The organism is Gordonia alkaliphila, from assembly GCF_023017165.1.
In the GTDB taxonomy this organism is placed as follows: domain Bacteria; phylum Actinomycetota; class Actinomycetes; order Mycobacteriales; family Mycobacteriaceae; genus Gordonia; species Gordonia alkaliphila.
Genome location: NZ_JALKBW010000001.1, coordinates 3,514,821 through 3,538,308 on the forward strand (window position 1 = coordinate 3,514,821; position 23,488 = coordinate 3,538,308).

22 protein-coding genes are annotated in these 23,488 nt (G+C 69.9%); 3 read left to right on the forward strand and 19 right to left on the reverse strand.

The genetic code is table 11. The features are described from left to right. Nucleotides 1–40: 40 nt before the first annotated feature. From ilvA to lspA, 6 genes are all read right to left on the reverse strand, one after another. Complete coding sequence (ilvA, locus tag MUG78_RS16100) at nt 41–1,414, reverse strand: threonine ammonia-lyase IlvA (RefSeq protein WP_372493266.1); 1,374 nt, start codon at nt 1,412–1,414, stop codon at nt 41–43. Beyond that, entirely contained in the window at nt 1,392–1,667 is a 276-nt protein-coding gene (locus MUG78_RS16105) for a hypothetical protein (protein WP_246996517.1), read from the reverse strand. The genes ilvA and MUG78_RS16105 overlap by 23 nt, the downstream gene beginning before the upstream one ends. Before the next feature lie 103 nt (nt 1,668–1,770). Then, complete coding sequence (locus tag MUG78_RS16110) at nt 1,771–2,340, reverse strand: IMPACT family protein (protein WP_246996520.1); 570 nt, start codon at nt 2,338–2,340, stop codon at nt 1,771–1,773. 30 nt (nt 2,341–2,370) lie between these two features. Beyond that, on the reverse strand, nt 2,371–5,910 hold the full coding sequence (dnaE, locus tag MUG78_RS16115) for a DNA polymerase III subunit alpha (protein ID WP_246996522.1): 3,540 nt from the start codon (nt 5,908–5,910) through the stop codon (nt 2,371–2,373). A 148-nt stretch (nt 5,911–6,058) separates the two neighbouring features. Then, nucleotides 6,059–6,985 carry an RluA family pseudouridine synthase gene (locus MUG78_RS16120; RefSeq protein ID WP_246996524.1) on the reverse strand — a complete coding sequence of 309 codons (927 nt, stop codon included), beginning with the start codon at nt 6,983–6,985 and terminating at the stop codon, nt 6,059–6,061. Continuing rightward, nucleotides 6,978–7,583, reverse strand: coding sequence for a signal peptidase II (gene lspA, locus MUG78_RS16125; protein WP_372493268.1), 606 nt, complete (start codon nt 7,581–7,583; stop codon nt 6,978–6,980). Before lspA ends, MUG78_RS16120 begins: the two co-directional genes overlap by 8 nt. Nucleotides 7,584–7,663: 80 nt before the next feature. Here lspA and MUG78_RS16130 point away from each other — a divergent pair, with 80 nt between their 5' ends. Next, entirely contained in the window at nt 7,664–8,623 is a 960-nt protein-coding gene (locus tag MUG78_RS16130) for a hypothetical protein (RefSeq protein ID WP_246996526.1), read from the forward strand. Between the two features lie 109 nt (nt 8,624–8,732). On the opposite strand, the gene MUG78_RS16135 is transcribed toward MUG78_RS16130, so the two are convergent. After that, nucleotides 8,733–9,317, reverse strand: coding sequence for a WKL family lipoprotein (locus MUG78_RS16135; protein ID WP_246996528.1), 585 nt, complete (start codon nt 9,315–9,317; stop codon nt 8,733–8,735). 181 nt (nt 9,318–9,498) lie between these two features. On the opposite strand from MUG78_RS16135, the gene MUG78_RS16140 reads away from it, so the two are divergent. Then, nucleotides 9,499–10,437: an asparaginase gene (locus MUG78_RS16140; RefSeq protein ID WP_246996530.1), complete on the forward strand. Its 939-nt coding sequence runs from the start codon at nt 9,499–9,501 to the stop codon at nt 10,435–10,437. Between the two features lie 10 nt (nt 10,438–10,447). Here the strand turns inward: MUG78_RS16140 and MUG78_RS16145 are convergent, their stop codons facing one another. The 3 genes from MUG78_RS16145 to MUG78_RS16155 are packed head-to-tail and all read right to left on the reverse strand — an operon-like array spanning nt 10,448 to nt 12,361. Further along, nucleotides 10,448–11,806, reverse strand: a complete 1,359-nt coding sequence (locus MUG78_RS16145; protein WP_246997141.1) for a DNA polymerase IV — start codon at nt 11,804–11,806, stop codon at nt 10,448–10,450. Nucleotides 11,807–11,866: 60 nt separating this feature from the next. Further along, nucleotides 11,867–12,115, reverse strand: coding sequence for a hypothetical protein (locus MUG78_RS16150; RefSeq protein ID WP_372493270.1), 249 nt, complete (start codon nt 12,113–12,115; stop codon nt 11,867–11,869). A gap of 45 nt (nt 12,116–12,160) precedes the next feature. Next, complete coding sequence (locus tag MUG78_RS16155) at nt 12,161–12,361, reverse strand: hypothetical protein (RefSeq protein WP_246996534.1); 201 nt, start codon at nt 12,359–12,361, stop codon at nt 12,161–12,163. Between the two features lie 62 nt (nt 12,362–12,423). Between MUG78_RS16155 and MUG78_RS16160 the strand changes: the two genes are divergently transcribed. Then, the gene (locus MUG78_RS16160) at nt 12,424–13,284 is read left to right on the forward strand and encodes an SGNH/GDSL hydrolase family protein (protein WP_246996536.1); all 861 of its coding nucleotides are present in this window, start codon (nt 12,424–12,426) and stop codon (nt 13,282–13,284) included. On the opposite strand, the gene MUG78_RS16165 is transcribed toward MUG78_RS16160, so the two are convergent. The 9 genes from MUG78_RS16165 to ftsZ form a co-directional block, all read right to left on the reverse strand. Next, the gene (locus MUG78_RS16165; RefSeq protein WP_246996539.1) at nt 13,173–14,045 is read right to left on the reverse strand and encodes a phosphatase PAP2 family protein; all 873 of its coding nucleotides are present in this window, start codon (nt 14,043–14,045) and stop codon (nt 13,173–13,175) included. The two genes, MUG78_RS16160 and MUG78_RS16165, sit on opposite strands and share 112 nt — an antisense overlap. Continuing rightward, the gene (ileS, locus tag MUG78_RS16170) at nt 14,042–17,239 is read right to left on the reverse strand and encodes an isoleucine--tRNA ligase (RefSeq protein ID WP_246996541.1); all 3,198 of its coding nucleotides are present in this window, start codon (nt 17,237–17,239) and stop codon (nt 14,042–14,044) included. The genes MUG78_RS16165 and ileS overlap by 4 nt, the downstream gene beginning before the upstream one ends. A gap of 279 nt (nt 17,240–17,518) precedes the next feature. Continuing rightward, nucleotides 17,519–18,382 (reverse strand): hypothetical protein, encoded by an 864-nt coding sequence (locus tag MUG78_RS16175; protein WP_246996543.1) that lies wholly within the window; start codon nt 18,380–18,382, stop codon nt 17,519–17,521. A 48-nt stretch (nt 18,383–18,430) separates the two neighbouring features. Next, nucleotides 18,431–19,225, reverse strand: a complete 795-nt coding sequence (wag31, locus tag MUG78_RS16180; protein WP_246996545.1) for a DivIVA-like cell division protein Wag31 — start codon at nt 19,223–19,225, stop codon at nt 18,431–18,433. Nucleotides 19,226–19,484: 259 nt separating this feature from the next. After that, complete coding sequence (locus tag MUG78_RS16185; RefSeq protein ID WP_246996547.1) at nt 19,485–19,805, reverse strand: YggT family protein; 321 nt, start codon at nt 19,803–19,805, stop codon at nt 19,485–19,487. A gap of 58 nt (nt 19,806–19,863) precedes the next feature. Beyond that, on the reverse strand, nt 19,864–20,652 hold the full coding sequence (locus MUG78_RS16190; protein WP_246996549.1) for a cell division protein SepF: 789 nt from the start codon (nt 20,650–20,652) through the stop codon (nt 19,864–19,866). Nucleotides 20,653–20,717: 65 nt separating this feature from the next. Then, the gene (locus tag MUG78_RS16195) at nt 20,718–21,455 is read right to left on the reverse strand and encodes a YggS family pyridoxal phosphate-dependent enzyme (RefSeq protein ID WP_246996552.1); all 738 of its coding nucleotides are present in this window, start codon (nt 21,453–21,455) and stop codon (nt 20,718–20,720) included. Further along, on the reverse strand, nt 21,452–22,180 hold the full coding sequence (gene pgeF, locus MUG78_RS16200) for a peptidoglycan editing factor PgeF (protein WP_246996554.1): 729 nt from the start codon (nt 22,178–22,180) through the stop codon (nt 21,452–21,454). The genes MUG78_RS16195 and pgeF overlap by 4 nt, the downstream gene beginning before the upstream one ends. Before the next feature lie 11 nt (nt 22,181–22,191). After that, on the reverse strand, nt 22,192–23,361 hold the full coding sequence (gene ftsZ, locus MUG78_RS16205) for a cell division protein FtsZ (RefSeq protein WP_246996556.1): 1,170 nt from the start codon (nt 23,359–23,361) through the stop codon (nt 22,192–22,194). Nucleotides 23,362–23,488: the final 127 nt, after the last annotated feature.

The following is a 23,488-nucleotide window of genomic DNA, read 5'->3' on the forward strand; positions in this document are numbered from 1 at the left end:
CCCTCGACCACGAGGAGACCACCTCGTCGGCGCACCACGGTCAGGTGAGGTACTTGTACGCCGCAGAGCCCGGTTCCAGGCGTTCGACGTCCAGTCGCGAGCGCGCCATCCGGTCGAGGAGGCCGTCGAAGCCGGCGCGGCTGCCGAGTTCGACGCCGACCAGCGCGGTGCCGATCTCCCGGTTGTTCCGCTTGAGGTACTCGAAGAGGGTGATGTCGTCGTCCGGGCCGAGGACCTCGTCGAGGAAACGGCGCAGCGCGCCGGGTTCCTGCGGGAAGTTCACCAGGAAGTAGTGCTTGAGGCCGCGGTGCACCAGCGAGCGCTCGATGATCTCGCCGTACCGCGAGACGTCGTTGTTGCCGCCGGAGACCAGCGCGACGACCTTCGCGTCGGCGGGCAGGTCGAGTTCGGCGAGCGCCGTGGCCGCGAGGGCGCCCGCGGGCTCGGCGATGATGCCTTCGTTCTGGTACAGCTCGAGCATCGTCGAGCAGATGGCGCCCTCGTCGACGTGCGTGATGGTGACGCTGCCGGGCGCCAGGTCGACGGCGTCGGCGGCGATCACCGGCACCGCCGGGGTGTCGGTGAGGGCCGCGAGCGTCGGGTGCTCCGCCACGCGGGCCCCGGCGTCGGCGAGGACGCGATGCCCGAGCGCGCCGATGCGCTTGACCGCGGCGCCGTCGACGAACGGATCGATCTCGTCGAGGGTGTGCGGCTCGCCGGTCACCAGGGCGGCCGCCAACGACAGTGCGCCGGACGGCTCGACACCGACGATCGCCGCTGCGGGGCACGCCGCACGCAGGTAGGTGACGATCCCGGCCAGGCAGCCGCCGCCGCCGACCGGCAGCACCACCACGTCGGGCGCGTCGCCGAGCTGCTCGACGAACTCCTTGCCGATGGTGCCCTGCCCGGAGGCGGTGCGCGGATCGTCGAAGGCGTGGATCCACGTCGAGCCGGTACGCAGCACGTCGGCCTGCGCGGCGGCCGCGGCGGCGTCGTAGGTGTCGCCGACGGCGATCAGTTCGACGAATTCCTTGCCGTGCCAGGAGATGCGGTCACGCTTCTGCTTCGGAGTGGTGGTCGGGACGTAGATTCGGCCCTTGACCCCCATGGTGGCGCACGCGAAGGCGACGCCCTGCGCGTGGTTGCCGGCGCTCGCCGCCACCACACCTGCGGCCAGCTCGGCGGGGGTCAGCTGCGCCATCACGTTGTAGGCGCCGCGAATCTTGTACGACCGCACGGCCTGCAGATCCTCGCGCTTGAGGTGAATCTGCGCGCCGGTGGCTTCGGACAGGCGCGGGCACGGCTCCAACGGAGTCCGGACGACGACGCCGTCCAACCGCTCGGCGGCGGCGTCGATGCTGGCCGGGTTCAGTCCGGCGACGACGGTGTGGTCAGCTGCGGGCGTGGTGGTCACGCCCACTATCGTCCCACCGCGGGCGCAGCACGACACGCCCGCCCCACCAGACGACCGCGGCGACTCCCGCCGCGAGCCATCCGGCCAGGATTCCGGTGCCACCGAACGCGAACACCAGGGCCACGACGAGCACTCCGGCGACCAGCGCGTGCAGCTTGTAAGCCGGCCAATCGACGCCGAACACCGCCACGGTCGCGGCCACGCCCCGTCCGGCGTGTTCACCCGTACCGGTCAGCTGTTCAACGGTGGTCATGGATCCCATGATAGCGCAGGTCGCAACAAATGTTTCGGCTCACCGAAACTGCCCGTCTAGGCCAACAGATGCGCGACGTCGACGACGGTCGCGGCCCCCGACGTCAACGACAGCACCCGGTCCCCGACCAGCGCTTCGTCGTCCGCGGGCACCTCGAGCACGAAACGGACGCCGCTCGGCGCGTAGTCGACCGCGCGGACGGTACCGAGCGCATGCAGGGCGCCCTCGAGTCGGCCGGCGTCGTCGAGCGGGCCTCGATGGTCAGCACGGCGGTCGCGATCGCCGCCCGCAGCAGTGTGGCGTCGAGCACGGCGTTGGCGCTGCCGCCGTACGCCCGGATGAGACCGCCGGCCCCGAGTTTCACACCGCCGAAGTAGCGCACCACCGTGATCGCCGCATTCGCCACCTGCCGCGACTGCAGGGCGGCGAGGATCGGCGGTCCGGCGGTGCCGCCGGGCTCTCCGTCGTCGGACGAGCGCGCCACCAGGTGCGGCCCGGACCCGAGCGTGTACGCCCAGCACACGTGCCGCGCGCCGGGCGCACCCGCGACGATCTCGGCGTGAAAGTCCGCGAACTCCTCCGGCGCCGAGATGCCGACCGCGGTCGCGATGAACCGCGACTTCTTGATGACCGTCTCGACCACCACCGGCCCGGTCGACTCCAGGATCAGCACGGCCGCAACCCCGTCAGCTCAGGAACTCGATCAGCTCAGGCAGCTCGGTCCCAGCAACGCCTTGAGGTCGCCCATCAGGGCCGACGACTGCGTCACGCGCAGCGCGTCGGTGAGCCGCAGCTGGGTCTGCTTGCGTTCGCTTACCAGCGTCACGTGCACGTCCGACGTTCCCGGATGCCGGATCAGCACCTGCTTGAGTGCCGACACCCGAGCGGGGGTGCACGCGCGCGCGGTCAGGGTCAGATTCAGCGGCTTGGTGGTGCCCACCGCCGACAGATCCGGCACCGCCAGATCGTTGGCGCTGATCATCAGCGAGTCGTCGCGCTTATTGGTGCGCGCCTTGACCAACACGATGTTGTCGACCACGAGGTCCATACCGAAGGCGAGGTAGGCGCGCGGGAAGAACATCACTTCCACGCCACCGACCATGTCCTCGACGGTGACCACCGCCCACGGCTCGCCCTTCTTGTTCACGCGTCGGTTCACCGAGGAGATGATGCCGCCGATGGTGATCTGGGCGCCGTCGCCCACCTGCTCTTGCAGCAGCGACGCGATGGAGGTGTCGGCCTGCGCCGCGAGGGCGTGTTCGACGCCGGCCAGCGGGTGGCCGGAGACGTACAGGCCCAGCATGTCCCGTTCGAGGGCGAGCTTGTGCTTGGACTCCCATTCCTCGTCCGGCACTTTCACCGCGAAGACCTCGGCGATGGATTCGTCGCCGCCGCCCATGTCGCCGAACAGATCGAACTGGCCGATGGCCTCGGCCTTCTTGGTGCCCACCACCGAGTCGACGGCGTCGGCGTGCACCAGGAACAGACCCTTGCGCGGATGTTCCAGCGAGTCGAAGGCACCGGCCTTGATCAGCGATTCGGTGACCTTCTTGTTGCAGGCCGTCACATCGATCTTGCCGAGATAGTCGGAGAAACTGGCGAACGCGCCCTTCTCCTCGCGGGAGGCGATGATCGAGGCCACCACGCCGGCGCCGACGTTGCGGATCGCGGCCAGACCGAAGCGGATGTCCTCGCCGACGGCGGCGAAGTCGGCGCGCGAGGCGTTGACGTCCGGCGGCAGCACGGTGATGCCCATCTGCCGGCAGTCGGCCAGGTAGATCGCCGACTTGTCCTTGTCGTCGCCCACCGAGGTGAGCAGACCGGCCATGTACTCGGCCGGGTAGTTGGCCTTGAGGTAGGCGGTCCAGAACGAGACCAGGCCGTAGCCGGCGGCGTGCGACTTGTTGAACGCGTAGCCGGCGAACGGCAGCACCGTGTCCCACAGCGCGGTGATCGCCGGCTGCGAGAAGCCGTTCTTCTGCATGCCCGCCGCGAAGCCGCCGTAGGCCTCGTCGAGGATCTCCTTCTTCTTCTTGCCCATGGCACGACGCAGCAGGTCGGCTTCGCCGAGGCTGTACCCGGCCACCTTCCGCGCGATCGCCATGATCTGCTCCTGATACACGATCAGGCCGAAGGTCTCGGCGAGGATCTCCTTGAGCGGTTCCTCCAGCTCCGGGTGGATCGGCTTGATCTCCTCCAGGCCGTTCTTACGGCGCGCGTACGCGTGGTGCGCGCCGACGTCCATGGGACCCGGGCGATACAGCGCGAGCACGGCGACGATGTCCTCGAAGCCGGTCGGCTGCATCATCTTCAGCAGTTCGCGCATACCGCCGCCGTCGAGCTGGAACACGCCGAGCGTGTCACCGCGCGCCAGCAGCTCGTAGGTGGCGGCGTCGTCCATCGGCAGCTTGTCGAGGTCGACGTCGACGCCGCGGTTGTTCTTGATGTTGTCGAGCGCATCGCCGATGACCGTCAGGTTCCGCAACCCGAGGAAGTCCATCTTCAGCAGGCCGATGTCCTCGCACGACGGGTAGTCCCAGCCGGTGATGATCGCGCCGTCCTGGGCGCGTTTCCACACCGGGATGGCATCGGTGAGCGGCTCGGACGACATGATCACCGCGCACGCGTGGACGCCCGCGTTGCGGATCAGGCCTTCCAGGCCGAGTGCGGTGTTGTAGATCGTCCGGACGTCCGGATCGGTCTCAAGCAGGGTGCGGACCTCGGCCGCCTCCGCGTACCGCTCGTTGGACGGGTCGGTGATGCCGGCGACGGTGATGTCCTTGGCCGCGACGGGCGGCGGCAGCGCCTTGGCGATGCGGTCGGCGATCGCGAAGCCGGGCTGACCGAACTGCACGCGCGCGGAGTCCTTGAGCGCCGCCTTGGTCTTAATGGTGCCGAAGGTGATGACCTGCGCGACCTTGTCGGTGCCCCACTTGTCGGAGGCGTACCGCACCATTTCGCCGCGGCGACGGTCGTCGAAGTCGATGTCGATATCGGGCATCGACACGCGCTCGGGGTTGAGGAAGCGCTCGAACAGCAGGCCGTACGGAATGGGGTCGATGTTGGTGATGCCCAGCGCCCACGCGACCAGCGAACCGGCAGCCGAACCACGACCGGGGCCGACGCGGATGCCGACCTCGAGCGCATGCGCGATCAGGTCGCCGACCACCAGGAAGTAGGCCGGGAAGCCCATCTGATTGATCACGTCGAGCTCGTAGCGGGCCCGCTCGGAGTATTCGGTCGGCACGGTGCCGCCCTCGAAGCGGCGGCCCAGTCCCACTTCCACCTCGCGCGCCAGCCACGACTCCTGGGTGTGGCCCTCGGGCACCGGGAAGATCGGCATCCGGTCGCGGTGGGTGAACACGTCGGCGTACGACTGCACGCGCTCGCCGATCTCGACGCTGTTGTCGCAGGCGCCGGGCACCACGTCGTCCCAAAGCGCGCGCATCTCGTCGGCCGACTTCAGGTAGTAGCCGTCGCCGTCGAACTTGAAGCGGGTCGGGTCGGAGAGGGTCTTGCCGGTCTGCACGCACAGCAGCGCCTCGTGGGCCGCGGCGTGATCGCGGGTCACGTAGTGGCAGTCGTTGGTCACCAGCGGCGGAATGCCGAGCTTGCGACCGATGTCGAGCAGGCCGTCGCGCACGCGACGCTCGATCTCCAGCCCGTGCTCCATGAGCTCGAGGTAGAAGTTCTCCTTGCCGAAGATGTCCTGCCACTTCGCGGCGGCCTCCAGCGCCTCCGCCTCCTGGCCCAGACGCAGGCGGGTCTGCACCTCACCGGACGGGCAGCCGGTGGTGGCGATGATGCCGGCGGAGTGCTCGGCGATGATCTCCGCGTCCATGCGCGCCCACTTGCCGAGCTGACCCTCGATCGAGGCCCGCGACGACAGCCGGAACAGGTTCCGCAGGCCCTCCGCGTTCTCGGCCACCATCGTCATGTGGGTGTACGCGCCGGAACCGGCGACGTCGTCGCTCTTCTGCTCCCGACTGCCCCACAGCACGCGCTTGGTGTTGAGCCGCGACTCGGGAGCGATATACGCCTCGATGCCGATGATCGGCTTGATGTCGTGCTTGCGCGCGGTGTTGTAGAACTCGCTGGCACCGAACATGTTGCCGTGGTCGGTCATGCCGATCGCACTCATCCCGAGCCGCTGCGCCTCCGCGAACAGGGGCGACACCTTGGCCGCACCGTCGAGCATCGAGTACTCGGTGTGATTGTGCAGGTGAACAAACGAACCGGACACGACTTTCGACCCCTTTGCTCTTGCGGCGGCCTCGACGGCCCGTGGAACGCCTCCACTCTAGGCGCCGAGGCCGACAGATAGGATTCGGCTCGCCTGGGTGTGACGCATGAGGTACGACGTCGCCGTCGACCCCGGTGTTCGCCGGAACTCAGGCGTCCCGCAGGACCTCCAGCGCGTGGCTGAGGTCCGCCGGATAGGGCGCGGTGAACTCCACCCGACGACCGTCCGCGGGGTGCGCGAAGGCGAGCGTCCGCGCGTGCAGCCACTGCCGGTCCAGGCCGAGGCGCGCGGCGAGCTTCGGGTCGGCCCCGTACGTCGGATCGCCCACGCACGGGTGGTGCAGGGCCGAGAAGTGCACGCGGATCTGGTGGGTGCGCCCGGTCTCGAGGTCGATGTCGAGCAGGCTGGCCGCCGCGAACATCTCCAGGGTCTCGTAGTGGGTCACCGATTCCTTGCCGCGCGCGGTCACCGCGAACCGCCAGTCCGAGCCCGGGTGCCGTCCGATGGGCGCATCGATGGTGCCCTCGGGCGGATCCAGATGGCCCTGCACCACCGCGTGATAGACCTTGTCGACGGTGCGCTGCTTGAAGGCCCGCTTGAGCACGGTGTAACCGTGCTCGGAGGCGGCCACCACCATCACGCCCGAGGTGCCGACGTCGAGGCGGGACACGATGCCCTGCCGTTCCGCGGCGCCCGAGGTGGAGATCCGGAAGCCCGCGGCCGCCAGCGCGCCGACCACGGTGGGGCCGGTCCAGCCCTGCGACGGATGCGCCGCGACGCCCGGCGGCTTGTCGACGACGATGATGTCCGAGTCGTGGTACAGGACGGTGAGGTCCTCCACCGGTGTCGGCTCCACGCGCAGCGGTTCGGCGACGGCCGGCAGCGTCACGTCCAGCCAGGTACCGGCGGCGAGCTTATGCGATTTGGGCACCGCGGCGCCGTCGACGGTGATGTCACCGGCGTCGGCCAGCCCCGCGGCGACCGTCCGGGACAGGCCGAGGACGCGTGCGATGCCCGCGTCGACCCGCATGCCGTCGAGCCCGTCGGGCACGGGCATCGCTCGTGATTCACGCATCGCTGTCGCCTTCCTCGCGGGTCCCGTCTGCGGCAGCCCGATCGTTGCGGGCGGCCCACCCGGTCCGCTGTCCGTCGTAGTCGTAGCCCAGCAGGGTCAGCACCACCAGCAGGATCGCGCCGCAGACCACCGCGGAGTCGGCCACGTTGAACACCGGCCACTGCCCCACCGAGAAGAAGTCGACGACGTGCCCGCGCAGCGGTCCGGGCGCGCGGAAGATGCGGTCGGTGAGATTGCCCAGCGCCCCGCCCAGCACCAGACCGAGCCCGACGGCCCAGCCGAGCGAACCGAGGCGGCTGCTGAACCGGATGATCACCGCCACCACGAGCAGCGCGACGATGGTCAGCACCCAGGTGTAACCGGTGGCCATCGAGAACGCCGCACCGCTGTTCCGCAGCAGCGACAGCGTGACGAAGTCACCGATGATCTCCACCGGGTCGGCGGGGTCCAGATAGTGCACCGCCAGCGTCTTGGTGAGCAGGTCGAGCAGGTAGGCCGCCACCGCGATGACGGCGAGGTACATCAGGAGCCGACGGGAGGTGGCCCGGTCCGGGGTGGCCTCGTTCTCGGTGTCGGGGCCGGGCGCAGCGTCGTCCATGCCCCCAATTGTCCATGAGCGCGCGGCGGACGCCGCACCGGGGCGCGGCCGCCGACGGCCGCTGGCCTAGGGTGGACGACGTGCCAGCCCCTCGATTCTCCCGCGCCGCGGCCGGCCTGCTGCCGCTGTCGGTGGCCGCCGCCATGGCCCTGACCGGCTGCTCCTCCGACGAGTCGTCGGGCGCGGACCCCAACCGGGGCTGCGACCCGACCTCCAGCGCGCAGGCCGCCGATCTTCGACCGATCGAGTTGCCGCCCGCCCACGTCGCACTGCTCGAGCCGGGCACCGGCGAACTGCGGGTGCCGACGTCGGCCCCGACCACCGAGACCCCGCAGCGCGTCACGCTCGACACCAAGTCGAGTGAGACCAGCGTGATCGGCAACCAGGGCGAGGCGCCGACCACCACCACCGAGGAACTGTCGACGCCGCTGACCGCCCGCGCCGGCTGCACCGATCCGAAGAACCTCGAGTTCACCCTCGGCGCGATCACCTCGCCCGACGAGCCGCTGAACCCGGCGCTGGCCACGTTCGACGGCGCTGATGGCGGCGCCACCTACGCCGACGGCCTCAGCCCGGTGTCGCTGCGCCTGTTCCCACCGGCGAACGCCGACCAGCCGGCGAATCGCGCCATCGAGCAGTCGCTGGTCAGCGCATTCACCTACGCGCTTCCCCTGCCGACCGAGCCGATCGGCGTGGGCGCGCGGTGGCGGACCGAACGCACCGTCACCGCCGCGACCACGGTGACCCAGGAGATCGTCGCGACCCTCACCAAGTGGGAGGGTGACGTGCTGACCGTTGACATCGCGGTCGACGAGACCCCGACGTCGACGGTCTTCCGGATCCCCGGTTCGGCGTCGACCCTGGACCTGACGCGCTACGCCAACACCGGCACCGGCACCGTGACGGTGGACCTGACGCGCCTGCTGCCGACGTCGGCGCAGCTGGAGATGACGGGTGCCCGCGAGCTGGTCGGCGCCGATCCGAATCGGCCGATCATCCAGCAGACTTCACTCACGCTCCGCTGGAATCGGACCGACTGACCGGCCAGACACGAGCCCTGCAGACGAAAAACGGTGCGCGCCCGCTGAATTCAGCGGGCGCGCACCGTTTCTACAGTCTGCGCCGTTCAAGCCTCGGGCAAGTCGGGCCTCAGTTGGCGGACTTGCTCGTGCTCTTGGCGCTCTTGGACTTGGACGCGCCGGCATCGGTGCACAGCGGGCTCTTCACGTCACCGGCTTCCAGCAGCGGGCAGACCGTGCTCTTGGAGAGCTTCCAGCGGCCGTTGTCGTAGACGATCGCGGCGTCGATCATGGTCGGCGGGTTGTCCGGAAGCGTCACCTCGACCTTGACGCTGGCGCGCTTGGGGCCGTTGCCGATGACCGGGTTCTTGATCTCGTAGGTGACGTCGGGATTCTCCTTGGCCACCTTCACGAGCTGATCGAACAGCTTCGGGTCGGCCTCGGCACCCTCGACGAGGTCCACCTTGTCCGCGGCGGGCACGTCCGGATCGAGTGCCATCTCCAGCATCTCGTTCAGCGCGTCGACGGTGGGACGCTTCTTCGGGTTCGACAGCTGTGCCACCAGGTCGGCGTCTTCGCCGCCGGCGGCGGCGGATGTGGTCGTCGCCTGTGCGGTCGGCACGGGCGGCAGGTTGCTGTCGTCGCTGCCGCAGGCGGCCGTCACGCTCAGCATGCCGGCGACGGCGCCGACGACCAAGAACTTGCGATACTTCACCGAATCAAACCTCCAGGTAGGAATCTGCTCGGCGGTTCGGATGGGTTCCGAGCTGAAACCACTATGCCAAACAAACCTGTGTCCGCTTCACAGGTTCTGCTGGGCACGTCTGGTCACTCCAGCCACACGCCCGTGCGGTGACCAGCGCGCATGTGCGTGCCGGAAGTGCGAGAATCAGGCCATGACGCCACGCCAAGTTGTGATGATCACCACCGGCGGCACCGCCGCTTCCCGCACCACCGACGACGGCGCCGTACCCGTGCTGACCGGCGCAGACCTGATCCCCGCCGAGCTCGGCGAGATCGTCGTCCGACCGGTGGACCTGATGACGCTGGATTCGTCGGCCATGCTGGTACGCGACCAGCTCGCGGTGGCCGTCGCCATCGCCGATTCGCTCGCCGAGGACGACGTCGACGGCGTCGTCGTGACCCACGGCACCGACACGCTCGAGGAGACCGCCTTCCTGGTCGACTGCTTCGCCGCCGATCCCCGCCCGGTGATCTTCACCGGCGCCCAGTTCCCGGCCGACCATCCGCTCGCCGACGGTCCGGCGAACATCGCCGCGGCGGTCACGCTGGCCGCCGACCCGAACAACCGCGGTAACGGCGTGCAGGTGGCGCTCGGCGGCCGCGTTCTGCCTGCGCGCGGCGTCTTCAAGGTCTCCACCACCGGGCTCGAGGCCTTCGACACCGTGCACGACGATCTGCCGCGTCCGCTGGTGGCCGACACCATTCCCGGCGGCGTGCCCGCGCGGGTGGATCTGCTGGCGCTGTATCCCGGCGTGTCCCCCGGCCTTCTCGCCGCGGCCGTCGCGCAGCGGGCCGCGGGCATCGTGCTCTCGGCCACCGGTTCGGGGAACACCCACCCGGACATCACCGCGGAGGTGGCGCTGGCCACCCGCCGCAATGTGCCGGTGGTGGTGTCCACGCGCGTGCCCTACGGCGAAGTGGAAGCCACCTACGGCGGCGGTGGCGGCGGCGTGGACCTGGCGCGCGCCGGGGCCATCATCTCGCCCTGGTTGCGCGCCCCTCAGGTGCGCATGGCGTTGATCGCCTTGCTGACCACGGGTGCCTCTCGCACGGAGATCGCCGACTTCTTCGCCGCCTCCGGCCCCGCCTGATCGGCCGACCTCATTCCTCGTCGTCCCAGGCGAGACTGTCCAGCGGGTCGGCCCGGACCAGCTTCGGTTCGGGCAGCCGGAAGGTGTGGGCGCGTCCGGGTCCGCTGGCCCGCGTCTCGAACCGCACGGTGACGAAGCCGTGTCCGCCGCCCTGCACCCAGCCGTGGCCGAAGTCGGGGTGCGCGACGTCGGCGCCGGTCGGCCACTGCCGCCCCGCCGCGGCGACCGTCGGATCGGCTTCCGCCGGCGCGGAGTCGTCGCTCGCACCCTGCGCCGAATCATCGTGCGCCAGTTGCCCTTCGGGCTCGCTGCTGCCGTCCGGGGTGTACTCGTCGAGATCGGGGAACAGCGAGTACTGCTCGGCCTCGGTCAGTCCCGCGTAGCCCACCCCCACCAGTCGGATCGGTCCGATCTCCCGCGGGTCGAGCACCACACGCTGCGCCGCGGCCGTCAGCACGTCCAGATCGACGCTGGCGGCGGGCATGGTGTGCGAGCGCGTGAGGATCGACATGTCCGCGCGCCGCAGCTTCACCACCACGGTGCGGGCGCGACGCCCGTCTTGGCGCAGTCGACGGTGCGCGTCCGCGGCCGCACCGCTGACCGCCGCACGCAGCCCGGCCAGATCGATGATGTCGGTGGCGAAGGTCGATTCGGCACTGATCTGTTTGGCGACGGCGCGCTCTGCCACCGGGCGGTTGTCGATGCCCTGCGCCAGCCGGTGCAGCGCCGGACCGACGGTGCCGCCGAGGACGGACGTCACCTCGGTGCTCGACAGGGCCGCGAGATCACCGATGGTCTCCACCCCGATGCGGGCCAGGCGGTCGCCGGAGACGGGGCCGATGCCCCACAGCTTGCGGACCGGCAGCGCCTGCAGGAACTGCAGTTCGCCGCTCGGCGCGATCACCGCGATCCCGTCCGGTTTGGCCTGCCCGGAGGCGATCTTGGCGATCTGTTTGCCCGAGCCGAAACCGACGGACGCCGGCAGTCCCACCTCGTCGCGGATCGCCGTGCGCAGGCGCACCGCGAAGTGGTGCGCGTCGTCGACGGTGGCGCCGGCCAGTTCGGCGGGTTCGGCGAAGGCCTCGTCGAACGACAGCGTCTCGATCACCGGGGCGAACCGGCGGATGATGTCGAAGACGCGCCCGCTGACCACCCGGTAGACCGAGCCGCGGGGCGGCACAATCACCGCCGACGAACCCACCAGCCGCCGCGCCTGGTGCATGGGCATCGCCGACGACGCCCCGTAGGCGCGTGCCGCGTACGACGCCCCGGCCACCACCCCGCGTCCGCCGGCGCCGCCGACCAGCACCGGGCGTCCCCGCAGCGTGGGCCGGGTCAGTTCCTCCACCGAGGCGAAGAAGGCGTCCATGTCGATGTGCAGCACCCAGCGCGCACTCGTCTCCTCGCCCCCGGTGGTCACGGCCCCATGCTAATCGGCGCCGGTGACGGCCTGGATCTCGAAGACCGGCAGCAGCGCCGAATGCCTGCGCAGCGTCTCGGCGTCGGCGTCGACGGTCAGTGCGCCGGGCAGCAGGCGCCCCACTTCCCAGCCCCATCCGGCCGTCGAGGCCAGCGGATTGACCGGCACGCGGTGCGGCGCACCGGTGCGACGACCGCGCACGGTGAGCGACTCCGCCCCGGCCAGACTGATTCCGCGATCGGCCAGCCAGCGCACCACGGCATTGACTCCTCGATCCATCCGGGTGGGCAGCTCCGGGCGACGCTAGCGCGTTTCCAGTTCTGAGTCGACGTGGTCCGCGCGCCACTGCGGCAGCCGCGGATCATCGGTGATCACCCGATCCATCTGCGCGCCGCCGTCGCACGTGCACAGCGCCACCGTGAACTGCGCGCCGCGGCGGCCGATCACCTGAAACAGCCCGCCGGAATCGATCCAGCGCTGCAATCGGTCCAGGTCGTCGGTCATGCCTCCTACCCTACGACCTGCGCGAAGCCCGGTCCGGCCGAGCCCGCGCGTAGCCTGGGTCGGTGACTTTCTCCCGATATGTGGCGCTGGGCGACTCGTTCACCGAGGGCGTCGGCGACCATGCTCCCGAACTTCCCGGCGCGGTGCGCGGCTGGGCCGACCGCGTCGCCGCAGCGCTCGACGCAGCATCCCGTGCGGCCGGCGAGCCCGGCCTGGAGTACGCCAACCTGGCGATCCGCGGCCGCAAGCTGAAGGCCGTGATCGACGAGCAGTTGGCCCCGGCCCTGACGATGACGCCGGACCTGGTGACCGTGCACGCGGGCGGCAACGACATCCTGCGCCCCACCGTCGACCTGGACGAGCTGCTCGCCTACTACGACGACGCCATCGCCCAGCTGGTCGCGACCGGCGCGACGGTCGCCATCTTCACCCCGCACGACCCCGGCGGCGCCCCGGTCTTCGGCACGCTGCGCGGCCGGTTCGCCATCCTCGCCGAGGGGATGCGGCAGATCGCCGACACGCGCGGCGCCGTCCTCGTGGACTACTGGCGGATCCGGGACTTCGATGACCGACGCCTGTGGGACTTCGACCGCATGCACATGTCCGCGGTCGGCCACCAGCGCATGGCGATCGCCGTGCTCGACGCGCTGGGCGTCGACCACGACCTGACGCCGACGTCGCTGCCGCCGACCCCGGAGCTCACCACCGCGCAGGCGCGCAGCGCCGATCTGGACTGGGCCCGACGGTTCCTCGCGCCGTGGATCGGTCGCCGCCTCCGCGGCGTCTCGTCCGGCGACGACCTGACCCCGCGCTACCCCGAACCCGTTGCGGTGGAAGCCGTTTCGAGCCGGTGCCAGCTCGCCCAGAACGCCAGCACGGCCAGCACCGAACCGACCGACGCCAACGACTGCGCGGCCAGGTAGAGGTTGTAGTCCGCGGTCGACCCCGGATCCTGCCCGGCCCCGACGACGCCGAGGAACACCCCGGCAACGCCCATCCCCACCGCGTACAGGGTCGCCAGCACCACGATGACGGTGCGCACCCGAGCGTACGAGTCGGCCGGCACCGGCCGCACCAGCCCGCTGCGCAGCAGCACCAGGGCGCCGAGCGACGCCATCAGCACGGCGATCGCGTCGGCGCCCACCGTGTCCGACAGCCGGTGCCACCGCGCCACCACCGTGTAGGCGCCCACGCCCACCGTCCAGGCGAGCACGAGAATCATGGCCGGGGTGCGCCAGCGCCACGACACCACCAGCAGCGTGGCGCACGCCACGGCCATCGCGACCGTCGTGTGGCCGCTGGGAAAGCTGTTGTGGTGCAAGTACTCCGGGGCGTCCACGAGGAGCGGTCGGGGCAGGATCACCCGCTTGAGCAGCTCGGTCGCGACCGTCGCCGCACCGACGACGGCCACCGCCGTGCAGGCCAGGAGCAGGCCGCCGCGCACCCAGCCGATCACCGCCAGCACCGCCACCGCGATCGCCAACGAGGTCACCGTGACGGTGGCGAGCACGTCGTCGGCGGCGGTCACCTCCTCGGAATTGACCTGCAGCGCACCGCGCAGCGCGGCGTTCTCCACCCGCTGCCCGGTGTAGGTGCGCACCGCCGCGACGTAGACGCCGATCAGTACGCCGAGCGAGGCCAGGGCGAGCAGCGCCCACCGCAGGCCCGCTCGGCGCGCCGTCACGCCTTCTCGATGTCGACGGTCACGCCGTCGTGCAGTTCGATGGCGCCGGGGGCACCCGAGTCGACCACGAACGACGTCGCCAGGATCTCCCCGGCGATCAGGTCCGCGTGCGTCTGCGCCGTCGCCGCCGCCTCGGCGGGCACCACGAAGCGCACGCTGATGCGGTCGGAGATGTCCAGGCCCAGGTTGCGGCGCGCATCCTGCAGTTCGCGGATCCGGTCCTTGGCCCAGCCCTCGGCCTCGAGTTCCGGCGTCACCGCGGTGTCGAGCACCACCAGTCCGCCGCCGCCGGGCAGTTCACCGGTCGACTCCGGCGCCACCGCGACGAGCTTGCGGGTGAACTCCTCGCCGCGCAGTTCGATGCCGTCGGCCACCACCACGTCCTCGCCGGTCTCCGCGTCGGTACGCAGCTCCCAGTTCCCGGACTTCACAGCCTTGATCACGCGCTGCACGTCCTTGCCGATGCGCGGACCGGCGGCGCGGGCGTTGACCGCTACCTCGATGCGGCCGTGCGCGTCGACGTCGGTGCTCAGTGCGACGTCCTTGACGTTCATCTCGTCGGCGATCAGCCCGGCGTACGGCGTCAGATCCACCGCGCTCGGCGCGGCGATGGTCAGCTTGGGCAGCGGCAGCCGCACGCGGAGGTTGTTGGCCTTGCGCACACTGGAGGCCACCGAGCACACCGACTGCACGGTGTCCATGGCGGCCACGAGCTCCGGATCGGCGGGCAGCTCGTCGGCGGTCGGCCAGTCGGTGAGGTGCACAGACCGCTCCCCGGTCAGCCCGCGCCACATCGCCTCGGTGGCCAGCGGCAGCAGCGGCGCCGCCAGTCGACCGGCCACCTCGAGCACCGTGTACAGGGTGTCGAAGGCGTCCGGCTCCGCATCCTGACCGGCCCAGAAGCGCGCCCGCGAACGGCGCACGTACCAGTTCGTGAGCGAGTCGCAGAAACCGCGGAACGAGTCGCACGCACCGGCGATGTCGTAGACGTCGAGCGCATCGGTGATCTCATCGCGGGTCACCGCGAGCTTGGCCAGGATGTACCGGTCGAGGACGTTCTCCGAATCGGTGCGCCACACGGCCGGACGCTCCGCGTACAGCTGCAGGAAGCTGTACGCGTTCCACATCGGCAGCAGCGCCTGCCGCACGCCTTCCCGGATGCCGCGTTCGGTGACCACCAGGTTGCCGCCGCGCAGGATGGGGCTGGCCATCAGGAACCAGCGCATCGCGTCGGAGCCGTCGCGGTCGAAGACCTCGTTGACGTCCGGGTAGTTGCGCTTGGACTTGCTCATCTTGGCGCCGTCGTCGCCGAGCACGATGCCGTGCGCCGCAACGGTTTTGAACGCCGGCCGATCGAACAGCGCGGTGGCCAGCACGTGCAGGTTGTAGAACCAGCCGCGAGTCTGGCCGTTGTACTCGACGATGAAGTCGCCCGGGTTGTGGGCGATCTCGCCGTGGCCGCCGTCGAACCAGTCGACGTTCTCGAACGGATAGTGCACCTGCGCGAACGGCATCGAACCCGACTCGAACCAGCAGTCGAGCACCTCGGGCACGCGCCGCATGGTAGACTGCCCGGTCGGATCGTCCGGGTTGGGGCGGGTCAGCTCGTCGATCCCCGGACGGTGCAGGTCGGTGGGCCGCACCCCGAAGTCGCGTTCGAGCTCGTCGAGGCTCCCGTAGACGTCGGTCCGCGGGTGGTTCGGATCGTCGGACATCCACACCGGGATCGGTGCGCCCCAGTAGCGGTTGCGGCTGATGTTCCAGTCCTTGGCGCCGGCCAGCCACTTGCCGAACTGGCCGTCGCGGATGTGCGACGGCGACCAGGTGATCTCCTGGTTGAGCTCGAGCATGCGGTCCTTGATCTTCTGCACATTCACGAACCACGACGGCACCGCCATGTAGATCAGCGGCTGACCGGACCGCCACGAGTGCGGGTAGGAGTGCTCGATGGTCTCGTGCCGCAGCACGCGGCCGGCCGCCTTGAGGTCCTTGATGATGTTCGGGTTGGCGTCGAAGACCATCTGGCCGACGTAGTCGGGCACGAGGTCGGTGAACCGGCCGCCCGGATCCAGCGGCTGCACCACCTCGATACCGTGCGCCGAGGCGACGTCCATGTCCTCCTCACCGAAGGCGGGCGCCAGGTGGACCACACCGGTGCCGCTCTCGGTGGTCACGTAGTCGGCGGTGAGGATGCGGTGCGCGTTCGGGTGTCCGACGAAGTAGTCGAACGGCGGCGCGTAGCCCAGCCCGGCCAGTTCGCTGCCGCGGTAGGTCGCGACGGTCTCGGTCTCCCCCAGTTCCCGCGCGTACGCACCGACCAGCGCCGCGGCGAGCAGGTACTCGTCGCCGTCGGCGGTCTTCACGTGCACGTACTCGGTGTCCGGGTGCACCGCGATCGCGAGGTTCGACGGCAGGGTCCACGGCGTCGTCGTCCAGATGAGGGCGTTCACGCCGTTCAGCGCGGCCAGCGGCGCGTCGGCCGGCACCTGCAGCGGCATGGTGACCGTGAGGGCCGGGTCCTGGCGCATCCGGTAGGCGTCGTCGAGCTTGGCCTCCTGGTTGCTCAGCGGCGTCTGCTCGTACCAGGAGTACGGGAGCACGCGGTAGCCCTGGTAGATCAGGCCCTTGTCGTTGAGGCGTTGGAAGGCCCACATGACCGACTCCATGAAGTCCAGGTCCAGGGTCTTGTAGTCGTTGTCGAAGTCCACCCAGCGCGCCTGACGGGTCACGTAGGTGCGCCATTCGCCGGTGTACCGCAGCACCGAATCGCGGCAGTACTCGTTGAACTTGTCCACGCCCATCACTTCGATCTCCGACTTGTCGGTGATCCCCAGCTGGCGCTCGGCTTCGAGCTCGGCGGGCAGTCCGTGTGTGTCCCAGCCGAAGCGGCGCTCCACCTTCTTGCCGCGCATGGTCTGGTAGCGCGGCACGATGTCTTTCACGTAGCCGGTCAGCAGGTGGCCGTAGTGCGGCAGGCCGTTGGCGAAGGGCGGGCCGTCGTAGAAGACGAACTCGGGCGCGTCGGCGCGGTTGGCGATCGACGCGGCGAACGTCTCGTCGCGGTCCCAATAGTCCAGGACGCGTTCTTCCACCGCCGGGAACGACGGTGCACCGGGGCCCTTGCCTCCGGTGAGGTCGACGATCGGATACACGCGGCCGCCCTCGGGGGCGTCGTCGAGTGGCGTGTCGGTCATGCGGCGTCTCCTCGTGCCTGCAGAACGACGTCGCCGTCGGACTGCCCGTGCACGGGGACGCGATCGTCGGGTTCGACGAGCCGCGCGGTACCACCCCGCTTGCACCGCGCATCGCGGTGCCGCTCAGCGAGTTCCCCTGCCGGAGCAGGACACTCGTGCGGCGATATCGGGCCGCACCCGCCCGGTTCTACTGGGGCGCCGTCACCGCGAACGGGGTCGACGCCGGTTCTTCCGGGAGCTCCCCGGTGATGGCCGGATCAACGCTGTGGAACGCTCAGTCTACTCGTCGTCGCCGACGAACGTGATCTTGGGCAACGGCCCGGTGTTGTCGTGCACCACGAAGGTCCGCTCCGGCTGCGCTGCGGGCGCCTCCGACTCGGGCGCATCATCAGACTCGGGCGCATTCTGATCGGGCGCGACCTCGTCGGCCGGGCCGCTCGCGTCCGCAGCGGGATCGCCGTCGGCGGGTCCGCCCTCCGGCGCCAGGCCGCGGCGACGTCGACCCACGTACGGCGACAGCGACCGGATGGGTCCGGTGTCGGGACCGGCGTCGACGGCCGGGATCGGACCGGAGTCCGCCGTGTCGGCGGGCACCGGTTCGGCGGACACCGGCCACGCACCCGACTGGCTCGGGAAGGTGCCCGTCACCGACTTGATGTAGTCGTTGGCGTCGCCGGTGACCGGCTCGTCGGACTGCGCCGCGTCCAGGTCGTGCGGGGCATCCGGCTCGGCCAGGTCGAGTGCACCCGAATCGGGCGCACCCGCGTCGACCACGTCGACGTGCGGCACCGGATCGGTTGCGACGAGCGAACCCAGTCCGCTCACCGAGTCGTCGACCGGGGCGTCCGGAGCCTCCGCCGGCACCGGCGCGACGACAGCGGCCGACTGCTCGGCAGCCGGTGCTTCGTCGGGCCCGTCGTGCAACGGCGCCGACCGCCCGCTCTCGCGATCGCGGATGGTGAACAGCGGCTCGTCATCGGATCCGCCGCCGCGACCGGCCCGGAGGATGTCGACGAGCAGAACGATCAGACCGACCACGCAGACGATGATGCAGGCCACCGCCAGCCAAAAGTTCGCCGTGATCAGCGCGACCACCAGCAGGCCGAAGCCGACCAGTGTCGCCAACAGTGCCAAGGTCAGCATCGCCGGCCCCTCATCTCATCGAAATGACACACCTCCCCCATGGCCGAATCAGCCCTGGGGGTAGCCGTTCTCGGGCCCGTAGCCCTGCTCCACCGGTGCGGCACTGCCGCGCTGCTGCAGCTCTTCGAGCTGCGATTCCAGGTAGGTCTTGAGACGGGTGCGGTACTCGCGCTCGAACGTCTTGAGCTGCTCGATCCGTCCTTCCAGCACCGTGCGCTGCTGGTTGATGGTGGACATGATCTCCGAGTGCTTCTGCTCCGCATCGCGCTGCAGGAAGTCGGCGCGCTCCTGCGCCTGACGGACCTGGGTCTCGGCGCGGGTCTGGGCGTCGGCCAGCAGCGCCTCGGCGCGCTGACGCGAGTCGGTCAGGGTGGCCTCGGCGGTGGCCTGCGCCTCGCCGACCATGCTTTCGCTACGAGCGCGGGCGTCGGCGACCATCGACTCGGCTTCGCCGCGGGCGCTGCCGGTGACGCGGTCGGCGGTGTCCTGCGCGAGCGCCAGGACTCGGGCCGCGCGCATGCTGGCGTCCTCGTCCAAGCTCGCCGCGGGCACCGGGGGTGCGGGCGGAGCAACGGGCGCCGGGGCCGGAACCTCGACCACCTCGGTGGCCGCCGCGAAGACCTGGGTGTGGTCGCCGCCGCCTCCGCCGGCCCGTGCTGCCTGCAGGTCCGCCTCGAGGTCGGCGTTGCGCTGGGTCAGGTTCGCGTTCTCGTCGATCAGCCGAGCAAGTTCTGCTTCGACGAAGTCGAGGAACTGGTCCACCTCGTCTTCGTTGTAACCGCGCTTACCGATCGGCGGTTTGCTGAAAGCGACATTGTGCACGTCAGCTGGTGTCAGCCGCATTTCGGTATCCCCTTTAGTCTTCGAGCGTGTCCGTGGAAGCACTCTGGTTCAGGTGTCGGTCACCGACGGCAAGTCGGGTCGCAGTTCTATTAATACCAGTAGCACTGTGTAACTAGCGTGCCATCTTGTCACATCTGGACCAAGTTTGCGTCTCGAGATGCTGCGCTTTCGCAATCAGAAACGGGCATCTCCGCGTTCCTTCGCAATGCGCTGCCGCGCCGCGACGACTGCCGATCCGGCGCCCTGAGCAGTGGTTATCTCAGATGACGCCGAGCGCCACCGGGGCCAGTTCCTGCGCGAACCCCTGCGAGACCCGCATCCCGATCGTCACCACGATCAACACCAGGAACAATGACAAATCGAGTCGCACGGCTCCCAGGTCGATCGGCTTGAGCACGCGGCGGATCGCCTTCAGCGGCGGATCGGTGACGGTGTAGATCACTTCCATCACGATCACGGCGACGCCGCGGGGCCGCCAGCGGCGGGCCAGCGACTGGACGAACTCGGCCACCAGCCGACCCAGCAGCAGCACCCAGTACAGAAAGAGGATCAGGTAGAGGATCCAGAGGAAAATACCCACGTGTCTACAGTGCCACGAAAGGCGCCGGATTCCTCCGGCGCCTTCGGTGTGCGTCCTCTCAGCTCTGGCTGTGGAAACCGGTCTCGGCGAGGCGGCGACGATCCTCCGGGGTCACCTCGACACCCGCGGGCGACAGCAGGAAGACCTTGGTGGCCACCTTGTCGAACGACCCGCGCAGCGCGAAGACCAGGCCCGCAGCGAAGTCGACCATGCGCTTGGCGTCCTCGTTGTTCATGTCCACCAGGTCCATGATCACCGGGCTGCCACCGCGGAAACGCTCACCGATGGTGCGCGCCTCCGAGTAGTCGGCCGGTCGCAGGGTGGTGATCCGACTCGCACTCTCGGCGACCACCTCGGCACGCGTTTCGGGCGCGAGGGCATTGGCGCCGCGCACCGCGCCGACGCTGCGGACCGGTGCGGCGCCGCTGCGCGCGAGCGGCTCGAGCCGGCCGCGAACCGGCGCCGGGCCGCGATCGAGTTCCACGTGCACCGCGCGCTCGGCGTAGACGCGATCGTCGCCGCGCTGCCCGTAAGCGACCTCGGCGTACTCCACCGCGTAGGGCTCGTCGTCCCGGAAGGAGTCATCCCGGAAGGAGTCATCCCGGTACGAGTCGTTGCGGTAGGAGTCGTCGCTGTAATGCGGCTCCGGGCGCTCGTCAGCGGCGCGGTAGCGCTCCATGTACAGGCGCTCACGCGAGCTCATCGCGGGGTCCTCGCGGCGCGGCGCGCCACGGTGGCCGTCCACCGAGTCCATCCGACCACCGGCAGGGTCGGCGAGGTAGTCGTCTTCGTACTCGCTCGGGGGCACCATGCCGAAATATGCCTTGAACTTCTGCATCGTCGTCATCGACTTGCCTTCCACTGCTGAATGAATGATCGGGGTGGTTCTGCTGTGACTGATGTGAATGCTGATTACGGAGAGATTATCGGGCGAGCGCCCATGATCGCGGTTCCGACACGCACACACGTCGATCCGTACTCGATCGCGGTCTCCAGGTCACCGGACATGCCCGACGACAGTTCGCGCGCCTGCGGGTAGTCGCGGCGAAAGCCTTCGGCGATCGTCTGCGCGTGCGCCAGGTGCTCGCGCACCTCGCCGTGCAGCGGCGCGATCACCATCAGACCGTCCAGGCTCAACGCACCGTCGCGGGCGACGACCTGCTCGGCCAACCGCCCCAACTCGTCTACCGGCACTCCCCCGCGGGCGGGATCGCCGTCCAGGCTGACCTGCAGCAGCACCCCCAGAGGCGCGGTCCGCTCGCCCGCGTCGAGAGACCGTTCGGCGGCGACGGCCAGCGCCTGGGCCAGTTCCGGCGAATCCACCGACTGCACACGCCGCGCCCAACGCGCCACCGTCTTGGCCTTCTTGCGCTGGGCCGAACCGATCATGTCGACGTCGAAGACGGCGTCCGGCAGCTCGGCGCGCACCTGCGCCACCTTGCGTCCCGCCTCGGGTTCGCGGGATTCGCCGAACTCGGTGGCGCCCAGCTCCACCAGGCAGGCGAGATCGGCGGCCGGGAAGAACTTGGTCACCACCATCAGGCGGGCGCTGCCCGGCTCGCGGCCGACCGCGAGCTCGGCGCGCGCCACCCGCTCGCGCGCCGCGGCCAGCGAGGCCGCCAGTTCGGCGCGTCGTGAGTCGACACTCACGGCGTGGATCCCGTCGGGTCCATCCAGATCACCGAGGCGATGCGTCCGGTGGGCGCCCCGCGGCGATGACTGAACAGACTCGGATCGCCGATGGTGCAGCGCTCGTCCAGCGCGATCGAGGTGACTCCGGCGGCCCGCAGCTGCCGGTCGATGCCGGCCCGCAGGTCCAGACCCGCGGTGCCCTTCGCGGTACGGCAGGCGCTGCCGGGCAGATGCTTCTCCACGTCGCGCGCCATCTCCGCGGGCACCTCGTAGCGGGCGCCGGAGGCCGCCGGCCCCAGCAGCACGCCGATCCGCTCGGGCCGCGCGCCGAGTTCGGTCATGGTGGCGAGCACCTCCGGCACGATCCCGATGCGGGCACCCACCCGACCGGCGTGCACCGCCGCGATCACCCCGGCCTCGTCGTCGCTGAGCAGCAGCGGGACGCAGTCGGCGGTGAGCACGGCCAGCGCCAGGCCCGGCGTGCGGGTAACGAGGGCGTCGGTCACCGGAACCGGCTCGGTCACCGGACCGTCGACCACCGTCACGGTGCGGCCGTGGATCTGCTCCATCCACACCACGTGATCGGGCGCCAACCCGATCTCCCGGGCCAACCGCTCGCGGTTGGCGGCGACCGCAGCCGGGTCGTCGCCCACGTGGTCGCCGAGGTTGAACGAATCGTACGGGGCGCGGGACACGCCACCGGCGCGCGTGGTCACCACGCGCCGCACCCGAGGTGCGGTCACCGGCGAGCCCGTCACTTCATGAAGTCGGGGACGTCGACCTCGTCGTCGTCCAACCGGACCGTGTTGCGACGCGGCGGAGTCTGCGCGAACGGATCGCCCCCGGCGACCGGCTTGCTGCCGAACAGGGGGTCGCCTGCCGGCGGCGTCGAGACCTGGCCGGACTGCGCCGACTCCACGGTGCCGGGCGCCTTGGCGGCCGTCGTAGCGGCCGGGTTCTCCACGCGCTTGCGCGGTGCACCGCCGTCGAAGCCCGCCGCGATCACCGTGACGCGGACCTCGTCGCCGAGGTTGTCGTCGATCACGGTGCCGAAGATGATGTTCGCGTCCTCGTGCGCGGCCTCCTGTACCTGGGTCGCCGCGTTGTTGATCTCGAACAGGCCCAGGTCGGAGCCACCGGCGATGGACAGCAGCACGCCGCGCGCGCCTTCCATCGATGCTTCCAGCAGCGGCGAGTTGATGGCGATCTCGGCGGCCTTGCGCGCCCGGTCTTCACCGCGCGCGGCACCGATACCCATCAGCGCACTGCCGGCGTCGCTCATCACGCCCTTGACGTCGGCGAAGTCGACGTTGATCAGGCCCGGGGTGGTGATCAGGTCGGTGATGCCCTGCACACCGTTGAGCAGCACCTCGTCGGCGCTGCGGAAGGCGTCCATCAGGCTGACCTGCGAATCGCCGAGCTGCAGCAGCCGGTCGTTCGGGATCACGATCAGGGTGTCGCACGACTCGCGGAGCGCTGCGATGCCCTCGTCGGCCTGGTTGCCGCGGCGCTTGCCCTCGAAGGAGAACGGGCGGGTCACCACACCGACGGTCAGTGCGCCGAGTTTGCGCGCGATCGCGGCCACCACCGGCGCACCGCCGGTGCCGGTGCCGCCGCCCTCGCCCGCGGTCACGAAGACCATGTCGGCGCCCTGCAGCAGATCCTCGATCTCGTCGCGCGCGTCCTCGGCGGCCTTGCGGCCGACCTCGGGATTCGCGCCGGCGCCCAGGCCGCGGGTCGATTCGCGGCCGATGTCGAGCTTGACGTCGGCATCGCTGATCAACAATGCCTGCGCATCGGTGTTGATCGCGATGAACTCGACACCCTTGAGGCCCTGTTCGATCATGCGGTTGACAGCATTCACGCCGCCACCGCCGATGCCGACGACCTTGATGACGGCGAGGTAGTTATGAGGTGGCGTCATGATTGCCTTCCTGCTCTGAATCAAACCCTAAAGCTCAACCAAAGGGTTATAGTTATGTCAAGTACCGGTCTGAAAAGAGACCGTATTGACCTCGTCGGCCGCGTGCCAGGAGGCGCGCCGCGTGTCG

Bases quoted from the DNA above. Each gene is read 5' to 3' on its own strand.
- MUG78_RS16105 (WP_246996517.1), bottom strand. From the start codon at position 1,667: ATGACCACCGTTGAACAGCTGACCGGTACGGGTGAACACGCCGGACGG.
- MUG78_RS16120 (WP_246996524.1), bottom strand. From the start codon at position 6,985: ATGCGTGAATCACGAGCGATGCCCGTGCCCGACGGGCTCGACGGCATG.
- lspA (WP_372493268.1), bottom strand. From the start codon at position 7,583: ATGGACGACGCTGCGCCCGGCCCCGACACCGAGAACGAGGCCACCCCG.
- MUG78_RS16140 (WP_246996530.1), top strand. From the start codon at position 9,499: ATGACGCCACGCCAAGTTGTGATGATCACCACCGGCGGCACCGCCGCT.
- MUG78_RS16145 (WP_246997141.1), bottom strand. From the start codon at position 11,806: ATGGACGCCTTCTTCGCCTCGGTGGAGGAACTGACCCGGCCCACGCTG.
- MUG78_RS16155 (WP_246996534.1), bottom strand. From the start codon at position 12,361: ATGACCGACGACCTGGACCGATTGCAGCGCTGGATCGATTCCGGCGGG.
- ileS (WP_246996541.1), bottom strand. From the start codon at position 17,239: ATGACCGACACGCCACTCGACGACGCCCCCGAGGGCGGCCGCGTGTAT.
- MUG78_RS16175 (WP_246996543.1), bottom strand. From the start codon at position 18,382: ATGCTGACCTTGGCACTGTTGGCGACACTGGTCGGCTTCGGCCTGCTG.
- wag31 (WP_246996545.1), bottom strand. From the start codon at position 19,225: ATGCGGCTGACACCAGCTGACGTGCACAATGTCGCTTTCAGCAAACCG.
- MUG78_RS16190 (WP_246996549.1), bottom strand. From the start codon at position 20,652: ATGACGACGATGCAGAAGTTCAAGGCATATTTCGGCATGGTGCCCCCG.
- ftsZ (WP_246996556.1), bottom strand. From the start codon at position 23,361: ATGACGCCACCTCATAACTACCTCGCCGTCATCAAGGTCGTCGGCATC.